Genomic DNA, 21,747 nt, shown 5'->3' on the forward strand with positions numbered 1-21,747 from the left:
CTGCTTGCGCAATGTCTGAGTGTCGGCTACCGCTCCCGGCCATGAGCAAAGACGACCAGATCGCCTTCGAATCCGCGCTTTTCCTGCGCGCCGCCGCCATCGAGGCCGAGCTGCGGCGCATCCTCGACGCGCGTCCGCTTTTGGGCGAGATCGCGCGGCCGGAGCGCCTGATGGCGGCCATGCGCCATGGCGTGCTCAATGGCGGCAAGCGGCTGCGGCCTTTTCTGGTCTTGGAAAGTGCCGCGCTGTTTTCGGCCGACAATGACGCCGCGCTGCGCGTCGCCGCGGCGCTGGAATGCGTGCATTGCTATTCGCTGATCCATGACGACCTGCCGGCGATGGACGACGACGATCTGCGCCGCGGCCAGCCGACGGTGCACAAGGCCTTCGACGAGGCGACCGCGATCCTAGCCGGCGACGCGCTGCTGACATTGGCCTTCGACATCATCGCCGACGAGGCGACCGCGCTCTCGGCCGAACGCCGGGCAGCACTTGTTCTCGCGCTCGCCCGCGCAGCCGGCCCCGGCGGCATGGTGGGCGGTCAGATGCTGGACCTTGAAGCCGAACGCGAACGGCCGGACGAGGCCGGCATCATCACCTTGCAGGCGATGAAGACCGGCGCGTTGATCCGCTTCGCCTGCGAGGCCGGTGCGATCGTCGCCGGCGCGCCGTCCGCCGACCGCGAGCGGCTGGCCGAGTTCGGCTCGGCGATCGGCCTTGCCTTCCAGCTCGCCGACGACCTGCTCGACCTCACCGCCGACGCCAAGCAGATGGGCAAGGCGACGAACAAGGACGCCGCCGCCGGCAAGGCGACGCTTGCCGCGCTGCACGGCCCCGACTGGGCGCGCGGCCAGCTCCATGGCCTCATCGACCAGGCGTACGCGCTGCTCGAGCCTTATGGCGAAGAGGCGCAGTTGCTGAAAGCCGCCGCGACTTTCGTGGCGACTCGCAACAGCTGAGCCAAGGCAAACGACCTCAGCCCGGCCCCTATCCGATCGTCACAGCTCAGCCTGGGGGAAAGCGCCGACAACGGTCCGATTGTTCGCGCTGTCCGAATACTGCTGTCGATGGCGGCGTGATTATCCGTCATTCGCGGCAATCTATATCCGGACGCCGAACGGAATTCGATCCGGCCGATGACGGCCTCGCCGATTTCCTTTTGTCCCGTGCCGTGAAACCCAACCCGAAAAGGAACCGGGGAAGATGCCCTTTGCCAACTTCAAGACGCCGCAGGCCGCCCTCACCAAAGCGCAGAAGGAAGACCTCGTCCACAAGACCACGCAGATGTTAGTCGAGTATTTCGGTGAAGGCGTGCGTCCCTACACCATGGTGCTGATCGAGGAAGTCGCCGATGGCGGCTACGGCCGCGCCGACGAAGTCTTCGTCATTCCCGACGCCTATCGGGCGAAGGACACTGATTGATCTAGGAGGCCAGTGTGGCAATCCACGATTGCGCCGAGGCCTGAAACGATGTCGCGGTTCCGCGGCTACGGGTTCTGCTGGACACGCTTTTCGAGCTCGGCCGTGCGTGCGCTCAAATCGTCCAGTTCAAACCCTTGCGAGTCGAGGAAGGCCGCCGATCCGTTGTTGGGATCGGCGGCGAGGCGCTTCGTTTCCTGCAGATGATGTTTCAGCCAGGCGCGCTGCTCGCGCTGCAACCGCGCCCGTTCGGAGCCATGTTCGCGCTGCATCAGGGTGTTGTAGGCCGCGTTCAGCCTGGCATCGAACTTGTCGATCTCGGCTTTCCCGCAATCCAGCATCGCCTCGGTGACGCCGGCGGACCGGTCGATGCACGCCTTCATTTCGGCATCGCTTTGGGCAATCGCGGGATGAGTGGTTGCCATCGCGGCAATGCCGAGAATGCAAGCATATCGGAGCATGAAGGCACTTTCTTGATCACAAACCTGAATGCAGGTTTGGGTATGTCTGGTTCTGGCAAGCTAACATTCGCCTCGGATTGGCAACAAGGCGGGCCCGTCGGCGCGTCGGACACGATATGTTGAGCAGGCAGGTCGAACCGATGCCGATAACTAAAGAGAGCCACCCGCCACCAACGAAATCTTAATGTAAATCAAGCGTAATCCGGACCATTAAAATTGTGCGTATGTGTTGGGGTTGCGCATGCCGGAATACTCTTCCTTCCTCCGGTCGATCCGGATCCGCTACATTTCGGGATTGCTGATCTTCGCGCTGGCTTCGGCCGCGGTGATGTATGCGCTCAACCGCGTGAATTCCTTCCGCCATGAGGTCGATGCGCTCAGCGGCAATTTCGTCATCTTCGCCCGCGACCTGCGCAACGCCACCAACTTCGCCGAGACGACCGGCACCGCCTGGCGCACCGAGACGCGCGACGCGCTGACAACTGCAGCGCGCGGTCATTCGGAGCGGCTGACGGCCGAGATCGAGATCCTCAACGCCGAGCTCGCCGCAATCAAGCCGCGCCTGTCCAGGAACACCGTCAACACGCTGGACACCGCTTCGGTGAATGACGACCTGTTCTGGTCGGCGCGCGACATGGTGCGCAACTTCAATCTGATGTCGACGGCACAGAAGGTCGACGAATGGAGCTACCGCGAGATCCGCAACCAGAACGACCTGTTCGCCCAGCCGATGCTGGTCAAGGTGCGCACCGCGCTCGACGAGGAGCGGCGGCTTGCCGACGCTTCCAACGACAGGCTGCTGTTGTGGGCAAGCGGGCTGCTGTTCGCCGTGCTTGGCATCGCCGCGGTTCTGATCTTCCGGCCGATGGAGAACGCGATCCGACGCGCCTTCGCCGAAACCGCCGCGTCCTTGTTCAAGGCCGAGGCCGCCGACCGCGCCAAGTCGGAATTCCTCGCCAATATGAGCCATGAGATCCGCACGCCGATGAACGGCGTGCTCGGCATGGCCGAGCTGCTCGCCAAGACGGAACTCACGCCGCGCCAGAAGACCTTCACCGACGTCATCGTCAAATCCGGCAACGCGCTGCTCACCATCATCAACGACATCCTCGATTTCTCGAAGATCAATGCCGGCCAGTTGACGCTCGACCCTGCCCCCTTCCGCCTGGCTGAAGCGGTCGAGGATGTGGCGACGCTGGTGTCGGCGCGCGTCGCCGAAAAGAACCTCGAGCTCATCGTGCGCGTCGATCCGCGCCTGCCGGCCTTCGTCGTCGGCGATGCCGGGCGCTTCCGGCAGATCGTCACCAACCTGCTCGGCAACGCCGTGAAGTTCACCGAGAAGGGCCATGTGCTGGTCGATGTCGGCGGTGACGTCGTCGACGGCGTTGTCCAGCTCAAGGTCCGTGTCGAGGACACCGGCATCGGCATCCCGGCCGAGAAGCTGCAAAGCGTCTTCGAGAAATTCGCCCAGGTCGACGGCTCCTCGACCCGCCGCCACGAAGGCACCGGGCTTGGGCTTGCGATCGGCGCCCGGCTCGTCGACCTGATGGGCGGCAAGATCGGCGTCGAGAGCGAGATCGGCCGCGGCTCCGTCTTCTGGTTCGCCGTGCCGCTGCCGGCGCATGACCAGCAGGCGCGCGACGAGCTGGTGCCGGTCGACGTCACCGGCGCTCGCGTCCTGGTCATCGACGACAATCCGGTCAACCGCGAGATCCTGCTGGAGCAGCTCAGAAGCTGGAGCTTCGACTGCGCGGCCGCCGAGAGCGGCGCCGTCGGCCTCGCCTTCCTCGACCGCGCCTGCCAGCTCGGCGCGTCGGTCGACTGCGTCATCCTCGACTACCAGATGCCGGGCATGAACGGCGCCGATGTCGCCAGGGCAATATCCGCAGACAGCCGCCTTTCCTCCATTCCGGTCGTGCTGCTCACCTCGGTCGACCAGGTCGATTTCGGCCGGATGGTGATCGATTTCGGCATCGTCGCCCATCTCACCAAGCCGGCGCGTTCGGCGGTGCTGCTCGGCACCGTCATTTCCGCCATCCAGAAGGCGCGCACGCAAGGCGCAAAAGCGGCGCATTTCGTGCGCGAGCCGGTTGTGATGCAGGCGACCCCGGCCGCTCTGCCGGCTTTCACCGTCATCCGCGGCCCGGCTGTTCCGGTCCCTGCGGCGCCGGAATCGACCGCCGCGCCGAGCGGCCCGGTCGATATCCTGATCGCCGAGGACAATGATGTGAACCAGTTGGTCTTCGGCCAGATCCTCAACGGCTTCGGCCTCAGCTATCGCATCGCCGGCAACGGCCGCACGGCGGTCGAGATGTATCGCACCCTGCGCCCCCGCCTGGTGCTGATGGACGTCTCCATGCCCGAGATGAACGGCTATGAGGCGACCCGCGCCATCCGCGCGATCGAAGCGCAGAGCGGCGGCCACACGCCGATCATCGGCGTCACCGCGCACGCGCTCAAGGGCGATCGCGAAAAATGCATCGAGGCCGGCATGGACGACTACCTGCCGAAGCCGGTCTCGCCCGACCGCCTCGGCGCCAAGATCGGCACCTGGCTCAGCGAGACAGTGGCGGCCAAGACGGCTTGAACGTTTGCCGAATGGGGGCAACTCTCGCTAACGATCGACTGTCGAGTTCCCGCCAACCCCCCTCTGGCCTGCCGGCCATCTCCCCGCAAGGGGGGAGATTGGCAGTTTCGGCGCCTCGCTCAGTCCTGCAACGTTGGCGATTGGCGAAGGCCGGCGCGACATCTGATCTCCCCCCTTGCGGGGGAGATGTCCGGCAGGACAGAGGGGGGTGCTGTCCCGCCGACATCTCTGACTTGCGGCTTGCCGCTACCGGTTGCGCATCACCACGCAGGCGCCGCCGACGCTTTGCAGCTTGTCGCAGATGCCGTTGGCCTCGCCGCGCGAGTCGGCGCCGATCCTGACCGCATAGATGCCGCGCCGGCCGATCGGCGTGCGCACCCGGCTGACCACCGGATCATGGCTGGCGAGCAGCGCCGGGAACCGGCCCCTGACCCGCAGCCATTGCCCGATCGCCGCCGAGCGGCGGAAATTGCCGGCCACCTGCACCCCCCACGGCTTGACGTTGATCGAGGCCATGGCAACGGTTTGCGACATGATCACCGGCAGCCTGCGGCAGGCCACCGCGAAGCTCATCTTCGGATCGAGCGGGCGGACGGTGCCGGCATAGGACGTGTCGGAGAACTTGTCGACCGGCTCGCCCATGACGTCGAAGACATAGCTTTCCGTCTCCATCGGCAGGAAGCCGCCTGAGGTCAGCCAGCGCGACACCCGGTTTTCCCCGGCATTGTAGGCCGCCGCGGCGAGGCCGAGATTGCCGTAGCCCGCCTTCATCTCGGCAAGATATTTCGCCGAAGCCGGAAGCGCCTGCTCGATATCGAAGGAGTTGGCAAGCCCACGCATCTTCGCCGTGCCCGGCATGAATTGCGCGATGCCTTCAGCGCCGACCGGGCTCACCGCGTTCGGATCGAAACGGCTTTCCTTCCAGATCAGCCGGGCGAAGAAATCCTCAGGCAGGCCGTTCTTGCCCGCCTCGGTCTCGATCAGGTCGCAGACTCGGTTGATCAGCCTTTTGGCGGCCGATCGCGACTGCGGCGGATCGGCGAATGCCTGACCGGCGGACATCAGCGCGCAAGTCAGGATCAGTGCCGCCCTGAACACGCGCTGCATCGGCTCATTCCGCGGCGGCTTTGCCGTGTCCGTACCGCTGCTCGATATAATCGGCGACCATCTTTTCGAAATCCTTCGCGATCGAGGGACCGCGCAGCGTCGCCGCCTTCTTGCCGTCGATGAAGACGGGCGCGGTCGGCGTTTCGCCGGTGCCGGGCAGCGAGATGCCGATATCGGCATGCTTGGATTCGCCGGGGCCGTTGACGATGCAGCCCATCACCGCGACCTTGAGGTTCTCGACGCCGGGGTATTTCTCGCGCCACACCGGCATGTTCTTGCGGATATCGGCCTGGATGCTCTGGGCGAGCTCCTGGAACACGGTGGACGTGGTGCGGCCGCAGCCGGGACAGGCCGCGACGATCGGCACGAACTGCCGGAACCCCATGGTCTGCAGCAATTCCTGCGACACCTGCACCTCGCGCGTGCGGTCGCCATTCGGCTCCGGCGTCAGCGAGATGCGGATCGTATCGCCGATGCCCTGCTGCAGCAGAATGCCCATGGCGGCCGAAGAAGCGACGATGCCCTTGGTGCCCATGCCGGCTTCGGTGAGTCCGAGATGCAGCGCGTGATCGGAGCGGGTGGCAAGCTCGGTATAGACGGCGATCAGATCCTGCACGCCGCTGACCTTGGCCGACAGGATGATCCTGTCGCGACCAAGCCCGATCTCTTCGGCCATCTCGGCCGACAGGATCGCCGACTGCACGATCGCCTCGCGCGTGACTTCCTGCGCAGTGAGCGGCGAGCCCTGAGCCTGGTTCTGGTCCATCAGCCGGGTCAGCAGCTCCTGATCGAGCGAGCCCCAGTTGACGCCGATGCGCACCGGCTTGTCGTGCTTGATCGCCATCTCGACGATCGCCGCGAACTGGCGGTCCTTCTTGTCCTTGAAGCCGACATTGCCGGGATTGATGCGGTATTTCGCCAGCGCCTCGGCGCAGGCCGGGTGATCGGCCAGCAGCTTGTGGCCGATATAGTGGAAGTCGCCGACCAGCGGCACGTCGATGCCGAGCCGCAACAGCCGCTCATGGATGCGCGGCACCGCCGCGGCGCTCTCGTCGCGGTCGACGGTGATGCGCACGATCTCGGAGCCGGCGCGATGCAGCGCCGCGACCTGGGCGACGGTCTGGTCGATGTCGGCGGTGTCGGTGTTGGTCATCGACTGCACGACCACCGGCGCGCCGCCGCCGACCACAACGCCGCCGACCGGCACGCCGACCGACATGCGCCGCGGGAAGGGAGAGGAGAAATATCCGGTCATGCCGGCCGCCTTCATCTGAAAGTTCCGGGCATGAGGTGGCGGAGCAAAGATGGCTTGTCAATGGCAAGCAGGCGGGCGAAGCCCGCAAATCGACCGCCCGCGATCAGCGGCCGCAGGGCTCATACAACCCTAGAGGCCGCATGATCCAGCTGAAACGTTCGGGTGATTCAATAAAAAGCAACAGGCCGGTGGCATATCTTGCCACCGGTAGGTTGGCACCGCGGCGGGTGCGGTGATGTTGCCTAAGGTACGCTCAGTGTGCTGTGGGGCTTCCCTTCAGCTTTTCAATCTCGTCCTTGATTGCCAGCTTGCGTCGCTTGAGATTCACGATTTCGAGGTCGTCCACCGAAGGATGGTTCATCGCGTCGGTGAGCTCGCGCTCGATGTCACCGTGTTTCCGCTGCAACTCATCAAGATGGGATGCAAGAGACATGATTGGTTCTCCCTTTCATGGTTTCCTCGATTGCAGCCGTCGCGGGCGCCTCCACCGCAGGTTGCGACTGTGACGGCACGGTGACACTTTGCCACCAACCGATCTCGATGTCGAATGCCACGTGGTAGCATTCCACGACAAAGTGAAATGTGATAAGGGCTGCCCGCCGGTCACAGACAGACAAACCCGACCGGCCCCGCCCAGACAGCCCGATTGGGCGATGCATACGCTAAACGGTTGATAATGTCCGAACAGGAACAGGCTGAAATACGCCTCGAATACTCCCGGCTCAAACAGGAACACGCCGATTTCGACGCCGCGATCAACGCGATGATCGCCACCGGTTGTGACCCGCTTCAGATCCAGCGCATGAAGAAGAAGAAACTGATGCTGAAAGACCGGCTGTCGGCGCTGGAAGACCGCATTATTCCCGACATCATCGCCTAAGGCGTGTCGATATTCAGGTGAGGCAGGCCTGCAAATGGCGGTATCCTGCGCTTCCGGTGCTCACGTACTATCCGGTGCTCACGTACTATAAGTACGCTCCGCTCCGGGTCTCGGAAACCACCATTTTCGGCTCTGCCTGACCTGAATCTCAACACGCCAGGATCGACATCACGAGATCGACAGCCGCGCCGCGCGCTCGCGCAGAACGGTGAGGAGTTCGCCTGTACGGTCCTCGGACGTGTCGATCGGCACCACCAGGCACATCGTCGCCTCGACCTTGCCGGGCGCCGAGAACACGGGCGCCGCGAGGCATTTGGTGTAGGCATCGACAAGGCCTGACGTCACGCAATAGCCGGTGACGCGGGCTTTTCCGATATCGTCGATGAAATCGTCGAGTTCGATCTTGCGGCCGTCCGGCAGCACGAGATCGTCTTGCGTGACCATCGCTTCGATCCGGCCGCGGTCGAGGCCGGCAAGCAGCAGCCGGCCGGAAGCCGTCCAGGGCAGCGGGATCTGCAGGCCGGTGGCCGAGCTGATGCGGAACGGCCTGGTGCCGGGGCTCGAATGGACGATCGTATAGCGGCCGCTCTGCAGCATGCAGAGCTCCGACGTCTCGCCGGTCTCGCGCGACAACGTGTCGACCTCCTGGCGGCCGCGCCTGAGCAGGTCGTTGCCGCGCATATAGGCCATTCCATAGAGGTAGAGCTTCTTGCCGAAATAGACCCGGTTGCCGTCGCCGGCCATTTCGAGCAGCCCGGCTTCGACCAGCTCGCGCACCAGCGTGTAGGTCGTCGAGCGCGGCGCGTTCAGCCCCTTGGCCAGCTCGCCGACCCCGATGGCGCGCTGGTTGGCGTGCAGGAACTCCAGAATGTGCAGAACCCGGTTCAGGCCCTTTTCGCGCGAGTTCGCCGGCCGCTCCTCGTCCGCGCCTGCCGGCGGCTGTTCGGCCAGCGTTTCAGCATCTTGCATTGTCGATTCCTAATGCTAGTATCTGTCCTGTATATCATACATGCGTCTCTTGTAAGAGACAATCTTGCAAGAGGCAAATGAAAGATGCGGCGCGCATTCGCTCGTCCGCAGGGGAACACAACACGAAAAGGAGGTCGCCGTGAACGACACATCCGGCAGACGTGATTTTCTGAAACTGGGAATGGCGGGGCTGGCCACCGCTGGCGCGCTGACCGCCATCAGCGCCGAGAAGGCGGCGGCGCAGGCCGCGTCCGACAGCGTGCTGCGCACCGCGCTCGATCGCGGCAAGCTGATTGTCGGCACCGGCAGCACCAATGCGCCGTGGCATTTCGAGAACGATGCCGGCGAGCTGGTCGGCATGGACATCACCATGGGCCGCATCCTCGCCAAGGGCCTTTTCGACGACCCGACCAAGGTCGAGTTCGTCCCCCAGGACCCGGCGCAGCGCATCCCGAATGTGACGACCAACAAGGTCGACATCACCATCCAGTTCATGACCATGACCGCGCAGCGCTCGCAGCTGATCCACTTCTCACGACCTTACTACGTCGAAGGCGTCGCGCTGCTCACCCTGCCCGGTTCCGAGAACAAGACTTTCGACAAGTTGTTGGCGAACGGCGCCAATACGCGCATCTCGATCCTGCAGAATGTCGACGCCGAGAGCTCGGTCCACTATGCCTTGCCGCAAGCGCAGGTGTTGCAGATCGACACCCAGGCCAACGTCTTGCAGGCGTTGGAATCCAAGCGTGCCGACGCCGCCGCGGTCGACCTTTCCACCGTGCGCTGGCTCGCCTCGCGCAATCCGGACAAGTATTTCGACGCCGGCAAGAGCTGGTACTCGATGCTTTACGGTGCGGCCGTCAGGCAGGGCGATCTCGACTGGCTGACCTTCGTCAACCAGACCTTCACCATCGCCATGTTCGGCCATGAGACGGCGCTCTACGATGCCGCCTTCAAGGAATATTTCGGCCAGGAGCCGCCGCCGCGCCATCCGGGCTTCCCGGTCATCTGAACGAGACATACGACCGAGCCGGCGGAAGGGCGCACGCTCTTCCGCCTGTTTTTCCTCGACACCGGCCATGCGGATGACGAATCCTAGAGCAATTTCAGGAAAAGTGTGAAGCGGTTTTCCGTCTGAAATTGCGTCAAACAAGAGATCGTTCACCGCGGGTCATTGAGACGGACGCATGGGCTATACGCTCAATTTCAACCTGATCTGGCGGCATTTCGACAAGCTTTGGGGCGGCCTGCTGCTCAGCCTCGAGCTTGCCGTGATCTCGATCGCCATCGGCATCGTCATCGGCCTGGTGCTGGCGGTCTGGTATGTCTCGGCCGGACGCGTGGTGCGCGGCATCATCGCGGCCTATGTCGAATTCATCCGCAACGTGCCGCTGATCCTGCTGGTTTATCTGGTCTTCTACGGCCTGCCGACGGTCGTCGATCTCGTCTACAGCGCGCAGACCTCTTTCGTCGCGACGCTTGCGCTCTATAGCGGCGCCTATCTGGTCGAAGTGTTCCGCTCCGGCCTGGAGGCCGTGCCGCGCGGCCAGCTCGACGCCGGCAAGGCGATCGGGCTGACGCCCTGGCAGCGGCTCATCCATGTGCGGCTGCCGACGATGATGCGCATCACCTTGCCGGCGCTCTCCAACACCTTCATCTCGCTGTTCAAGGATACGTCCGTCGCCTCCGTCATCTCGGTGCCGGAGCTGACCTATGGCGCGCAGTGGATCAACTTCAACACCTTCCGCATCGTCGAGGTCTATCTCGTGGTGACGGCGATGTATCTGATGACCGGCTATGCCCTGCTCTTCGCGCTGCGCCTTGTCGAGCGCTGGTACAGGACGGCGCGCTGAGATGCTTGGTCAGATCGCCTACGCCCTGCCGTTCCTCGCTCAAGGCTTCGCGCTCACGCTCTGGGTGTCGTTGCTCGTCGTCGTGCTGTCGCTCATCGCCGGCGTCATCCTCGGCGTCGGCCTGGTCTATGGACCCGCGCCCGTTCGCTGGGCGGTGCGCATCTTCTCGGACACCATTCGCGGCATCCCGATCCTGGTGCTGATCTTCTTCGTCTATTACGGCCTGCCGGCGGTCGGCATTCACTTGCAGTCCTTCTGGGCCGCCGTGCTGGCGCTCACTCTGTTCAAGACGGCGCAAGTCGTCGAATATCTGCGCGGCGCCGTCGCCTCCATTCCGAAGGGCCAGTCGGAAGCGGCGATGGCGATCGGCCTCACCTTCCGCCAGCGCCTCGCCTACGTCATTTTCCCGCAGGCATTCCGCCGCTTCCTGCCGCCCTGGATCAACGGCGTCACTGACGCCGTGAAGGGCAGCGCGCTGGTCTCGCTGCTCGGCATCACCGACCTGATGCAGGCCATCAACCAGGTGATCGGCCGCACCTATGAGGCGATGCCGCTCTATATTTTCGGTGCCTTGATCTACTTCGCCGTCAACTATGCGCTTTCATACGCCAGCCGGCGGCTGGAACGGCGCTTCGCTTTCATCCGGGACTAACGCGATGGCCACCAGCTCGAACACCAGCACCGCACTCCTCGACATTGCCGAGGTCTCGAAATCCTTCGGCGCGGTCAACGTGCTGCGCTCGGTCAGCCTGACCGTTGCCAAGGGCGAGGTGGTGACCGTGATCGGCCCGTCCGGCAGCGGCAAGACGACGCTGCTGCGCTGCGTGAATTTTCTCGAAAGCTACGACTCGGGCTCGATCCGCATCGACGGCAAGGAGGTCGGTTTTCGCCCCGGTCCTGCTCGCAACTCCGGCGCCCGCCAGCGGCGCAGCGAACGCGACCTGGCCGCCATGCGCGCCGAGACCGGCATGGTGTTCCAGGGCTTCAACCTCTTCCCGCATCTGACCGCGGCCGGCAACATCATGCTCGGCCTCACCAAGGTGCGCGGCAAGAGCAAGACGGAAGCGCGCTCGATCGCCGAGCATTGGCTCGGCCGCGTTGGCCTCGGCCACAAGGCCGACAGCCTGCCCGCCGAATTGTCCGGCGGCCAGCAGCAGCGCGTCGGCATCGCCCGTGCTGTCGCCATGGAACCGAAGATCCTGCTGCTCGACGAGATCACCTCGGCGCTCGACCCCGAGCTCGTCGGCGAGGTTCTGGCGGTGGTGCGCAGCCTCGCCGAGGACGGCATGACCATGGTGATGGTGACGCACGAGATGGCCTTCGCCCGCGACGCCTCCAGCCGCATCGTCTTCATGGCCGACGGCGGCGTCTCGGCCGTCGGCCCGCCGAAAGAGGTCCTTGCCGAGGAGACCACCAATGAGCGGCTGCGCACCTTCCTGGCGCGCTTCCGCGCCTCGCATTTCTGACATCGGATGGTTTTTCGCCGTCCATTATCGACATCGGATGGCTGAAGCCATCCAGGGGAGCATTCTTCCATGACGCCTTATGCCCGGCTCGCCGAACTCGGCCTGACGCTGCCCGAGCCGCCGACGCCAATCGCCAACTTCGTCACCCATGCCGAGAGCGGCCGGCTGATCTTTCTCTCCGGCCAGGGACCGCTGCGCGCCGACGGCACGCTGTGCACCGGCAAGGTCGGCGACGACGTGACCGTAGAGCAGGCCTATCAGCATGCCCGCCTCACCGGTCTCAACCTGCTAGCCGTCATGCATGCGGCGGCGGGCGACCTCGGCCGCATCGTGCGCGTGGTGAAGCTGCTCGGCTTCGTCAACGCGACGCCGACCTTCAGCGACCATCCCAAGGTGGTCAATGGCTGCTCGGACCTCTTCGCCGATGTCTTCGACAAGATCGGCGGCCACGCCCGCTCGGCGATCGGCGTCGGATCGCTACCTGGCAACATCACCGTCGAAATTGAAGCGGTCGTCGAGATCGCCGCCTGACTTTCAGGGAGTACACTCGCATGAAAACCTATTCCGACGCCGGCTCCAACACCACGATCCGCGAGCGCCTGGGCCTGAGACCCATCATCAACGTCTCCGGCACGATGACGGCGCTGGGCGCCTCGATCATCGTTCCGGAAGCGATCAGCGCCATGGCCGAGATCGCCTCGCAATGGGTGGAGATGGACGACCTGCAGCGCGCTGCGAGCGCAGTCGTCGCGCGCCTTACCGGCGGCGAGGCCGGCTTCATCACCGCCTGCTGCGCCTCAGGCATCACCATGGCGATCGCCGGCGCGATGACCGGCACCAATCTCCTGGCGATAGAACGGCTGCCGGACGACACGGAGGGGCTGAAGTCGGAAGTCGTCATCCAGCTCGGCCATATCGTCAATTACGGCGCGCCCATCGATCAGTCGATCCGCGTCGCCGGCGCCAAGGTCATTCCGGCGGGCACGGTCAGCGTCACCCAGGACTACCATGTGCGCGAGGCGATCAACGAACGCACCGCTGCAGCCCTCTACGTCGTCGCCCACCACACCGTGCAATACGGCATGCTTTCGCTGGAGGAGTTCTGCGAGATCTGCCACGCCAAAAATATTCCGGTGATCGTCGACGCCGCCTCGGAATACGATCTGCGCAGCTTCCTGGCGCGCGGCGCCGACATCGTCGTCTATAGCGGCCATAAATTCCTGAGCGGCCCGACCAGCGGCATCGTCACTGGCCGCAAGGACCTGGTCCGCGCCGCCTATCTGCAGAACCGTGGTGTCGCGCGCGCCATGAAGGTCGGCAAGGAAAGCATCGCCGGCACCATGGCGGCGCTCGACGCCTGGGAAAAGCGCGACCACGCCGGCATCCGCCGGCGCGAAGAGGCTGCGCTCAATTTGTGGAAGAATGCCCTGCAGGGCATTCCCGGCATCGGCGCCGAGATCATCCCCGACCCGACCAACAATCCGCTCGACCGCCTGCAGGTCTTCGTGCGGCCGGAAAGCCGCTTCACCGCCGCCGGGCTCGCCTCCGCGCTCGCCGCTGGCTCGCCGCCCATCATCGTGCGCAACCACGAGGTCGAGCGCGGGCACTTCTTCCTCGACCCATGCAATTTGCATCCCGGTGAAGCGGAGGTCGTTGCCGAACAGCTGCGCGCTGTGCTGACGGCCAAGGACCGCCCCGCCGATGCGATGAAGGTCGCCCGCAAGGATTCGTCGGGCTCGTTGCGCTGGCCGGACTGAACTCTTGCCGGCAACCACCGCAGAGTAAGTGCCTCAGTCCGAAATTCAGCCACTAGCCGAAACCGTCTTGCCGCGTTTGCTCCCATAAGCGCGAGGGCCTATATGCTTGGCGCTATGGACGACCAGCAAGCATATGACGCCATGGTAGAGTTCCTCGATGCCTATTGGCGTCGAGGTGGGATGCATTCCGACGACATAGCTATTTTGCTCGGTGGCCTTTCGAGGTCCATCTGGACCAATGGACGTCCGGGTGACGCTGCAATGTGGGAAGACTGGATGATTGCTGTAAACAAGGTAAAGGGCGCGAGTTAGCGCTTGTCCCAAAATTCAGCCTGAGACATTTACCCCGCCTCCACAATCCTTGCAGCTAGGAGCGAATTCCGCTAAGGCGCGCCTTTGCCGCCGGGGAGCGATACCTTGACCGATCAGCGTGCCGACGTCGCCATCATCATGGGCAGCCAGTCCGACTGGGCGACGATGCGCCAGGCGGCGGAGACGCTGGAGGCGCTCGGCATCCCGCACAAAAGGCTGATCGTCTCCGCCCACCGCACGCCCGACCGCCTCTATGACTTCGCCAAGGGCGCCAAGGCGGCCGGCTTCAAGGTCATCATCGCCGGCGCCGGCGGCGCGGCGCACCTGCCCGGCATGACGGCGGCGATGACGCCGCTGCCGGTGTTCGGCGTTCCCGTCGAATCCAAGGCGCTGTCCGGCCAGGACTCGCTGCTCTCCATCGTGCAGATGCCGGCCGGTATCCCGGTCGGCACGCTGGCGATCGGCAAGGCGGGCGCCGCCAATGCCGCGCTTCTGGCTGCCGCCGTGTTGGCCCTCAACGACGACAAATTAGCAACCCGGCTCGATGCCTGGCGCGCGGCCCAGACCGCCAAGGTCGCCACCGAGCCGACGGACACGCCGTGAGCCTCGCCCCCGGATCGACCATAGGCATCATCGGCGGCGGCCAGCTCGGCCGCATGCTGGCAATGGCCGCCGCCCGCCTCGGCTATCGCATCGTCGTCCTGGAGCCGCAGGCCGACTGCCCGGCCGCCCAGGTCGCCAACCGGCAGATCGTGGCCGCCTATGACGATCCGGCAGCGCTCGCCGAGCTCGCCGCCGCCAGCGCCGTCGTCACCTACGAATTCGAGAACGTCCCGGTCGCAGCCGCCGAAACGCTGGCGGCAAAAGTTCCAGTCTATCCGCCGGCCCGCGCGCTCGAAGTGGCGCAGGACCGCGTCACCGAGAAAAGCTTTTTGAACGGCATCGGCATTGCCACGGCCGAATTCTGCCCGGTCGACAATGACGACCAGTTGACCGAGGCGTTGAGAAAGTTCGACGGCAGCGGCGTGTTGAAGACGCGGCGCATGGGCTATGACGGCAAGGGCCAGCGCGTCTTCCGCAACATGGAAACGGGCGGCTTTGCCGGCGTCTGCGAGGCAATGGGCAATGTGCCGCTGATCCTGGAATCGCTCGTCGCCTTCGAACGCGAGATTTCGGTGATTGCCGCACGCGGTCTCGACGGAACGATCGCCGCTTTCGATCCGGCCGAGAATATCCACCGCGAAGGCATATTGCGCAGCTCGACCTTGCCGGCGGCCATCCGCCCGCAAACGGCCGCCGCGGCCAAGGATGCGGCCTCGAAGATCCTTGCCGCGCTCGACTATGTCGGCATCATCGGCGTCGAATTCTTCGTCCTCGCCGATGGCTCGCTTCTCGCCAACGAGCTGGCGCCGCGCGTGCACAATTCCGGCCACTGGACCGAGGCTGCCTGCATCATCTCGCAGTTCGAGCAGCATATCCGCGCCGTCGCCGGCCTGCCGCTGGGCTCGCCCGCCCGGCATTTCGACTGCGTGATGGAAAACCTGATCGGCGACGACATGCTGAAGGTCCCGGCGCTGCTGGCCGAGCCCGACCTGATGCTGCATCTCTACGGCAAGGTCGAGTCGCGCCCTGGCCGCAAGATGGGCCATTTCACGCGCCTCGTCCGGCCGAAATAACGCCCTACTGAAGATCCTGGTCGTCGCTCGCGTCCGATCCGGCGCAGCTCGGATCGCTCAGCTTGCAGTTGGCGTCGGAACTGAGCTGTTTCGTGCGCTCGGTGGTGAGCTTGGTCAGGCACTGCGACACCTCCATCGGGTGGATGGAGCCGCCTTCGCTGTCGGCGGTCGAATAGGCGCATTCGGCGTCGCGGAAGGCGATCCAGGCGCGCTGTGCCGTCTGCAACAGCTTGTTCGAGGCCTGATCGTTGCGGCTGACGACATTCTTATAGGCGGCATTGAGCTTGGCATCGGCCGCCTGATAGTCGGCATCGGCGCAGATATTCATCATCGACTGGCTGTCGTCGTTGCGGTCGCAATCCTCGGCAAAGGCAGCCGGAGCGGTCGCCAGAAGGACCAGACAGGCGGACAGAAAGAGACGTCGCATGGGAATCTCCAGTCGCTTGGGCGTGGACACCATCCCAGCCGCCCCACCATTCCAGTCGACCTCGAGTCGCGCAATGCCATGCTGCCGGGATGGCGAATATTTGATGGATCGCGCCAATTGCCCTATTCCGGCATCGTCACGTGGTTGACACGCACGACACTCCTCGTTTATGAGCCACCGCAAGTTCAAAGGCGCGCTTTTTTCCGGGCGCGCCTTTTAAAATTCGGCCCGGGACGGGCCCTGACCGAACAGGCAAGACCATGAAGATCAAGAATTCGCTCAAGGCGCTCAAGGCGCGTCACCGCGACAACCGGCTGGTTCGCCGCAAGGGACGCATCTACATCATCAACAAGACCGCTCCGCGTTACAAGGCGCGCCAGGGCTGAGACTTGCTGCGCGGCGTCCACGCCGCGCAGATGTTGCGCGCCGGTTCGCCGGCGCTCTCACGCTAAAATCATTTGGACGATCCGCCGTCCGGGGTTAGATTCCGGCGATGCGGATTCTTTTTGCATTTTTCGCCGCCCTTTTGCTTTCCGGCACAGCTTTGCCTGCGGGAGCGGAAACGGTGCCAGGCGCGCTGCCTCCAGACGCCGCTCCACCCGCCGCAACACCGCCGCCGGCCGCTCCGACCAGGCAGGGCCGACTCGACCAGCTCTTCAACGAGTTGAAGCGCGAGCGCAACGAAAAGGCCGCCGAGCGCATCGCCGGCCGTATCTGGAACGAGTGGAACCAGTCCGGCAGCGCCTCGATCGACCTGATGATGCGATGGGCGCAAAAGGCGACGGAAGACCAGAAATTCGACGTCGCGCTCGATTTCCTCGACCAGGTCGTGACCTTGCAGCCCGATTACGCCGAAGGCTGGAACCGCCGCGCCACCGTGCATTTCCTGATGAAGAATTACGGGAAGTCGATGGCCGACATCGATCGCACCTTGCAGCTCGAGCCGCGCCATTTCGGCGCGCTTTCGGGCCTCGCCCAGATCATGGCCGAGACCGGCCACAAGCAGTCGGCGCTGGAAGCCTGGCAGAAGGTGCTGGCCATCTATCCGATGATGCGCAGCGCCCAGAACCAGGTGTCGACGCTTTCGGAAGAGCTGGCGGGAGAAGGAATTTAAGGCAGTAGGCAGTAGGGATTAGGCAATAGGGCTCTGAACCTCCCCCTACTGCCTACTGCCTACTGCCTACTGCCTACTGCCTACTGCCTACTGCCTACTGCCTACTGCCTACTGCCTACTGCCGTAAACTAATCCCATCCCACTCCCGTATTTCCCCGCATGAACCTCATCTGCGCCGCCTTCCTCTTCCTCGTCGCGCTCCTCTTTGCCTTCGCCGGCGTCACCCGCGCCGGCGTCTGGTCGATCGAGCGCCGCAATCCGCCGGTCGGCGAATTCGCCGAGATCGACGGCGCGCGCATCCACTATGTGCATATCCCGGCGCCGGCCGGCGCCGATCTGCCGCCTGTGGTCTTCATCCATGGCGCCAGCGCTAATCTCAAGGACCAGATGCTGCCGCTAAAGCCGCTGCTCGAAGGCCGCGCCGAAATGCTGTTCCTCGACCGCCCGGGCTTCGGCTGGTCGGAGCGTGGCGACAATGAAACGCTGGCGAAACAGGCCGACACCATTGCTGCGCTGATGGACCGCCTCGGCATCAAGAAGGCGGTCATCGTCGCGCATTCCTTCGGCGGCGCGATCACCACGGCCTTCGCCCGCCAGCATCCCGAGAAGACGTTGGGGCTGGTCTTCATCTCGCCCGCCACGCACCCTTGGCCGGGCGGTGCCACCGCCTGGTACTACAAGCTCACCGCCATGCCGGTGGTCGGCTGGCTCTTCTCCGAAACGCTCGCTTATCCGGCCGGCATGCTGCAGATCGGCAACGCGACGGCATGCGTCTTTTCACCCAACGACCTGCCGGACGATTACATCGGCAAAGCCGCGATCCCGCTGGTGCTCAGGCCATCCGCCTTCCGCGCCAATGCCCGCGACGTGGCCCAGCTCTACGACTATGTCCGCGCCGCCTCGCCTGCCTACCGCGAGATCAAGGCGCCGACCGTCGTCATCTCGGGCGATCGCGACAAGGTGGTCTATGCGACGATCCATTCCGTCGGGCTGGAGCGTGATATCCCCGGCGCCGAGTTGATCTGGGTCCGCAATCTCGGCCATAAGCCGGACTGGATCGCCCCCGACCTCGTCATCGGCGCGATCGAGAAGGTGGCCGGCGCGCCAATCGACTTGCAGGCAATGGCAAAGACGGTGGAGGGCCGGATCGCCGGCGACGCCTATAACGACGACAAATGCCCGGACATCAAGGTTCCCGACGCTGAACTCGCGCCGACCTGATGAGTTCGCGTTGCAGTCGCCAACGACCTCAGGTCAGCGCTGCCCCTCATCGCCCTGCCGGGCACTTCTCCCCGTATAGTGACGGGGAGAAGGAACGCCGCCATCGACGATTTCGCCAACCTAGCAGGACAGGCACCAAGTTTGCGGCCAGCCCTCTTCTCCCCGTCACTATACGGGGAGAAGGTGCCGGCAGGCGGATGAGGGGCAGCGCCAACCTTGAAGGCTTTCATGCCGCGCGCCCAACGGCCCCTTTTGCCGACCTAATCGATCAGCAATCGACCCGGCGATCGGCAGCTAGTGGCTATCCGACCCGACATACGCAATCCGCAGCATATTCGTCGATCCGGGCGTCCTGAGCGGCACGCCGGCGGTGATGATGACGCGGTCGCCCGGCTTGCCGAAACCTTCTTCCAGCGCGATGCGGCAGGCCCTGTCGACCATGTCGTCGAGGTCGGTCGCATCCGGCGAGACGACGCAATGCGTGCCCCACAAGAGCGACAGGCGGCGCGCCGTGTTGAGGATCGGCGACAGCGCCACGATCGGCACCTGCGGCCGCTCGCGCGCGGCGCGCAGGCCGGTGGTGCCCGACGCGGTGTAGGAGATGATCGCCGACAGTTTCAGCGTCTCGGCGATCTCGCGCGCGGCCAGCGAAATGGCGTCGGCCCCGGTCGCTTCCGGTTCCGAACGCTGCGCGTTGATGATGCCGGCATAGGTCGGGTCGGCTTCGACCTTGGTGGCGATACGGTTCATCATGGCGACCGCTTCGACCGGATAGGCGCCGGCCGCGGATTCGGCCGAAAGCATGATCGCGTCCGCGCCTTCGAAGACGGCGATCGACACGTCGGAGACTTCGGCACGGGTCGGCACGGGCGCGGTGATCATCGACTCCAGCATCTGCGTGGCGATGACCACCGGCTTGCCGGCGCGCCGCGCCGCGCGCGTGATCTGCTTCTGGATGCCTGGCACCGCTTCGATCGGCATCTCGACGCCGAGATCGCCGCGGGCGACCATCAGCGCGTCGGAGAGCTCGATGATTTCGGGGAGCCGCGCCACCGCCTGCGGCTTCTCGATCTTGGCCATGATCAGCGCGCGGCCGCGCGCGATCTTGCGGGCCTCCGCCAGGTCCTCGGGCCGCTGGACGAAGGACAGCGCCACCCAGTCGACGCCAGTGGCAAGCACCGCGTCGAGATCGGCACGGTCCTTCTCGGTCAGCGCGCCGACCGGCAGATCGGTATCGGGCAGGCTGACGCCCTTCTTGTCGGAAATGCCGCTGCCGGCAACCACGGTGCAGGTGATCGACTTGCCGTCGCTCTTTAGAGCCTTCAGCTCGAGCTTGCCGTCGTCGATCAAAAGACGGTGACCGGCCTCGACCGAACTCAGGATCTCGGGATGGGGCAGATAGACCCGCTTCGACGTGCCGGGTTCCGGATTGTCGTCGAGCGTGAAGGTTTGCCCAGGAGTCAGCGCTTCCTTGACGTTGGCGAACTTGCCCACCCTGAGCTTCGGACCCTGCAGATCGGCAAGGATGCCGATCGGCCGACCGACGGCGGCCTCGACGGCCCGGATGCGGCCGACCAGCGTGCGCATCAGCTCGTGGTCGGTATGGCTCATGTTGATGCGGAAGACATCGGCGCCCGCTTCGAAGAGCTTCTTCAGCATTTCCTCGGAGGAGGAAGCCGGACCGATGGTGGCGAGGATCTTGACCTTGCGGTTACGTCTCATTGACTGTTTGTTCCCGGGGCGGGGGTCGCTGGCGCGCCTCCCGTTGCGGGCTCGTCAGTCAGCTGGACCATCCAGCTGGCCTGCTCACCCGTGTCATATTCCTGAAATCCGGCGCGTTGGAAGCCCCGGGCGACGCAATCATTCACGCCGGCGATCTTGAACTCTTTTTCGGCGACGCACATGTTGATCGGGCCATCCCAGCGCCCGCCGCGTTCGGCGTCTTCTGCATAAAGATAGTAAAACCTTGATGACAGCGGCCCCTCGATCAGCGTCTTGCAGGTCGATCCTTCGATGTGCCACCAGCCCTCGGTGATCCAGCCGGCCTTGGCGCGATAGCCGATGCCGACGCCCACCAGATTTTGCGTTGCGTTGCAAACGCGGAAGTCGGCCCGGGCCGGCGAGGTCGCGAAAACCGCGCCCAATCCCGCGCCGATGATCAGCAACGGCACGGCCAGGCGCTTGCGCAACCGACCGCCAAAACCCATCGCAGATCCCCTTGCGAACCACATTTGCATCTCTCGAAGCCCTTTTCAGCAAACTCCGGTCGCATGTCAACGCGCCGTTTTGTTCAATTCCAATCGATTTAGAAGGGCTGGTCGCGCAATTTCCTGTCCCGTCGGGGATTTTTTGCGGAAACCTTGGCCAAACAACGGCATTGCGCCAGTGTCCTCTTCGTGGAATGACGATACCACACCGAAGCCGCCATCCCCTTTTCAGCTGATGACCCGATCCACAGTTTTCGCGCCGTTCGACATTGTCGAGGGCGACCGCAAGAAAGGCATCGTGCTTCTCGCCGATCACGCCCGCCGCGACCTGCCGGAGGAATATGGCAGTCTCGGTTTGCCGGCGTCCGAATTCGAGCGCCATATCGCTTACGACATCGGCGTCGAGACCGTGACGCGCGAGCTGGCGACGGCACTCGACGCGCCGGCGATCCTGGCTGGCTTCTCGCGGCTGCTGATCGATCCCAATCGCGGCGAGGACGACCCGACCATGATCCGTCAGCTCTATGACGGCACCGTGGTGCCGGGGAATTATCCGATGGCGGCGGAAGAACGCGAGCGGAGGCTCGACCGCTTCTACCGCCCCTATCACGACGCCGTCGGCGCGATGATCGCCTCCGTCGCCCATGCCTCGGGCAAGGCGCCCTTCATCTTCTCGGTGCATTCCTTCACGCCGGTGATGCAGGGTTTTGTCCGCCCCTGGCATGTCGGCGTCCTGTGGGACCGCGACGACCGCGTGGCGCGGCCGCTGATCGACGCGTTGGCTGCAGACAAGTCCCTCGTCGTCGGCGACAACGAACCCTATGACGGCGCGCTGCGCGGCGACACCATGTTCCGTCACGCGATCGTCAACGGCTATGCGCATGCGCTGATCGAGATCCGCCAGGACCTGATCGCCGACCGTGCCGGCGCGCTTGCCTGGGCCGAACGCCTGGCGCCGATCGTTGACGCCATCGACCGCCGTGCCGATATACACCAGGTGAAAATGTTCGGCTCGCGCACCGGGCCGGTGTGAGAT

General features: G+C 64.4%; 24 protein-coding genes. 16 read left to right on the plus strand and 8 right to left on the minus strand.

Annotation, left to right across the window (positions count from 1 at the left end; genetic code table 11):
- The first annotated feature begins 41 nt into the window (after window positions 1-41).
- Window positions 42-959 carry a polyprenyl synthetase family protein gene (locus KVT37_RS12195; RefSeq protein WP_217573080.1) on the plus strand — a complete coding sequence of 306 codons (918 nt, stop codon included), beginning with the start codon at window positions 42-44 and terminating at the stop codon, window positions 957-959.
- A 244-nt stretch (window positions 960-1,203) separates the two neighbouring features.
- Window positions 1,204-1,422, plus strand: a complete 219-nt coding sequence (locus KVT37_RS12200) for a 4-oxalocrotonate tautomerase family protein (protein ID WP_217573081.1) — start codon at window positions 1,204-1,206, stop codon at window positions 1,420-1,422.
- 65 nt (window positions 1,423-1,487) lie between these two features.
- Here the strand turns inward: KVT37_RS12200 and KVT37_RS12205 are convergent, their stop codons facing one another.
- On the minus strand, window positions 1,488-1,880 hold the full coding sequence (locus tag KVT37_RS12205; RefSeq protein WP_217573082.1) for a lysozyme inhibitor LprI family protein: 393 nt from the start codon (window positions 1,878-1,880) through the stop codon (window positions 1,488-1,490).
- Between the two features lie 241 nt (window positions 1,881-2,121).
- On the opposite strand from KVT37_RS12205, the gene KVT37_RS12210 reads away from it, so the two are divergent.
- Window positions 2,122-4,467, plus strand: a complete 2,346-nt coding sequence (locus KVT37_RS12210) for a response regulator (protein ID WP_217573084.1) — start codon at window positions 2,122-2,124, stop codon at window positions 4,465-4,467.
- 246 nt (window positions 4,468-4,713) lie between these two features.
- Here KVT37_RS12210 and KVT37_RS12215 read toward each other — a convergent pair whose 3' ends face one another.
- The 3 genes from KVT37_RS12215 to KVT37_RS12225 all read right to left on the minus strand — a co-directional run bounded on the left by KVT37_RS12215 (window position 4,714) and on the right by KVT37_RS12225 (window position 7,262).
- Complete coding sequence (locus KVT37_RS12215) at window positions 4,714-5,529, minus strand: lytic transglycosylase domain-containing protein (RefSeq protein WP_254633985.1); 816 nt, start codon at window positions 5,527-5,529, stop codon at window positions 4,714-4,716.
- A gap of 49 nt (window positions 5,530-5,578) precedes the next feature.
- On the minus strand, window positions 5,579-6,829 hold the full coding sequence (gene ispG, locus KVT37_RS12220) for a flavodoxin-dependent (E)-4-hydroxy-3-methylbut-2-enyl-diphosphate synthase (RefSeq protein ID WP_217573088.1): 1,251 nt from the start codon (window positions 6,827-6,829) through the stop codon (window positions 5,579-5,581).
- A 253-nt stretch (window positions 6,830-7,082) separates the two neighbouring features.
- Window positions 7,083-7,262, minus strand: a complete 180-nt coding sequence (locus KVT37_RS12225; protein ID WP_112129628.1) for a YdcH family protein — start codon at window positions 7,260-7,262, stop codon at window positions 7,083-7,085.
- 243 nt (window positions 7,263-7,505) lie between these two features.
- Between KVT37_RS12225 and KVT37_RS12230 the strand changes: the two genes are divergently transcribed.
- Window positions 7,506-7,709 carry a YdcH family protein gene (locus KVT37_RS12230; protein ID WP_040985243.1) on the plus strand — a complete coding sequence of 68 codons (204 nt, stop codon included), beginning with the start codon at window positions 7,506-7,508 and terminating at the stop codon, window positions 7,707-7,709.
- Between the two features lie 168 nt (window positions 7,710-7,877).
- On the opposite strand, the gene KVT37_RS12235 is transcribed toward KVT37_RS12230, so the two are convergent.
- On the minus strand, window positions 7,878-8,678 hold the full coding sequence (locus tag KVT37_RS12235) for an IclR family transcriptional regulator (protein WP_217573091.1): 801 nt from the start codon (window positions 8,676-8,678) through the stop codon (window positions 7,878-7,880).
- A 181-nt stretch (window positions 8,679-8,859) separates the two neighbouring features.
- Between KVT37_RS12235 and KVT37_RS12240 the strand changes: the two genes are divergently transcribed.
- From KVT37_RS12240 to KVT37_RS12275, 8 genes are all read left to right on the plus strand, one after another.
- Window positions 8,860-9,690 (plus strand): transporter substrate-binding domain-containing protein, encoded by an 831-nt coding sequence (locus KVT37_RS12240; RefSeq protein ID WP_217573293.1) that lies wholly within the window; start codon window positions 8,860-8,862, stop codon window positions 9,688-9,690.
- Window positions 9,691-9,865: 175 nt separating this feature from the next.
- Window positions 9,866-10,531 carry an amino acid ABC transporter permease gene (locus KVT37_RS12245; protein ID WP_217573093.1) on the plus strand — a complete coding sequence of 222 codons (666 nt, stop codon included), beginning with the start codon at window positions 9,866-9,868 and terminating at the stop codon, window positions 10,529-10,531.
- Window position 10,532: 1 nt separating this feature from the next.
- Window positions 10,533-11,183 (plus strand): amino acid ABC transporter permease, encoded by a 651-nt coding sequence (locus tag KVT37_RS12250; RefSeq protein ID WP_217573095.1) that lies wholly within the window; start codon window positions 10,533-10,535, stop codon window positions 11,181-11,183.
- A 4-nt stretch (window positions 11,184-11,187) separates the two neighbouring features.
- A complete protein-coding gene (locus KVT37_RS12255) occupies window positions 11,188-11,997 on the plus strand; it encodes an amino acid ABC transporter ATP-binding protein (RefSeq protein WP_217573097.1) in 810 nt (269 codons plus the stop codon).
- Between the two features lie 69 nt (window positions 11,998-12,066).
- Window positions 12,067-12,528 carry a RidA family protein gene (locus KVT37_RS12260; protein WP_217573099.1) on the plus strand — a complete coding sequence of 154 codons (462 nt, stop codon included), beginning with the start codon at window positions 12,067-12,069 and terminating at the stop codon, window positions 12,526-12,528.
- Between the two features lie 20 nt (window positions 12,529-12,548).
- On the plus strand, window positions 12,549-13,754 hold the full coding sequence (locus KVT37_RS12265) for an aminotransferase class V-fold PLP-dependent enzyme (RefSeq protein WP_217573101.1): 1,206 nt from the start codon (window positions 12,549-12,551) through the stop codon (window positions 13,752-13,754).
- Window positions 13,755-14,171: 417 nt separating this feature from the next.
- Window positions 14,172-14,669, plus strand: a complete 498-nt coding sequence (gene purE / locus KVT37_RS12270; protein ID WP_217573103.1) for a 5-(carboxyamino)imidazole ribonucleotide mutase — start codon at window positions 14,172-14,174, stop codon at window positions 14,667-14,669.
- A complete protein-coding gene (locus KVT37_RS12275) occupies window positions 14,666-15,742 on the plus strand; it encodes a 5-(carboxyamino)imidazole ribonucleotide synthase (protein WP_217573105.1) in 1,077 nt (358 codons plus the stop codon). Before purE ends, KVT37_RS12275 begins: the two co-directional genes overlap by 4 nt.
- 4 nt (window positions 15,743-15,746) lie before the next feature.
- On the opposite strand, the gene KVT37_RS12280 is transcribed toward KVT37_RS12275, so the two are convergent.
- Window positions 15,747-16,169 (minus strand): lysozyme inhibitor LprI family protein, encoded by a 423-nt coding sequence (locus tag KVT37_RS12280; protein WP_217573107.1) that lies wholly within the window; start codon window positions 16,167-16,169, stop codon window positions 15,747-15,749.
- 260 nt (window positions 16,170-16,429) lie between these two features.
- Here KVT37_RS12280 and ykgO point away from each other — a divergent pair, with 260 nt between their 5' ends.
- The 3 genes from ykgO (at window position 16,430) to KVT37_RS12295 (ending at window position 18,504) form a co-directional block, all read left to right on the plus strand.
- Complete coding sequence (gene ykgO, locus KVT37_RS12285; RefSeq protein ID WP_040974291.1) at window positions 16,430-16,555, plus strand: type B 50S ribosomal protein L36; 126 nt, start codon at window positions 16,430-16,432, stop codon at window positions 16,553-16,555.
- Between the two features lie 107 nt (window positions 16,556-16,662).
- On the plus strand, window positions 16,663-17,283 hold the full coding sequence (locus KVT37_RS12290) for a hypothetical protein (RefSeq protein ID WP_217573109.1): 621 nt from the start codon (window positions 16,663-16,665) through the stop codon (window positions 17,281-17,283).
- Window positions 17,284-17,442: 159 nt separating this feature from the next.
- Window positions 17,443-18,504: an alpha/beta fold hydrolase gene (locus KVT37_RS12295; RefSeq protein WP_217573111.1), complete on the plus strand. Its 1,062-nt coding sequence runs from the start codon at window positions 17,443-17,445 to the stop codon at window positions 18,502-18,504.
- A gap of 294 nt (window positions 18,505-18,798) precedes the next feature.
- On the opposite strand, the gene pyk is transcribed toward KVT37_RS12295, so the two are convergent.
- Both pyk and KVT37_RS12305 read right to left on the minus strand, forming a co-directional pair.
- A complete protein-coding gene (pyk, locus tag KVT37_RS12300) occupies window positions 18,799-20,226 on the minus strand; it encodes a pyruvate kinase (protein WP_217573113.1) in 1,428 nt (475 codons plus the stop codon).
- The gene (locus KVT37_RS12305) at window positions 20,223-20,711 is read right to left on the minus strand and encodes a DUF1036 domain-containing protein (RefSeq protein WP_217573115.1); all 489 of its coding nucleotides are present in this window, start codon (window positions 20,709-20,711) and stop codon (window positions 20,223-20,225) included. The genes pyk and KVT37_RS12305 overlap by 4 nt, the downstream gene beginning before the upstream one ends.
- A 235-nt stretch (window positions 20,712-20,946) precedes the next feature.
- Here KVT37_RS12305 and KVT37_RS12310 point away from each other — a divergent pair, with 235 nt between their 5' ends.
- Entirely contained in the window at window positions 20,947-21,744 is a 798-nt protein-coding gene (locus KVT37_RS12310) for an N-formylglutamate amidohydrolase (protein ID WP_217573117.1), read from the plus strand.
- Window positions 21,745-21,747 lie beyond the last annotated feature (3 nt).

Origin of the sequence: Mesorhizobium sp. GbtcB19 (assembly GCF_019091085.1) — a bacterium.
Lineage (GTDB): Bacteria > Pseudomonadota > Alphaproteobacteria > Rhizobiales > Rhizobiaceae > Mesorhizobium.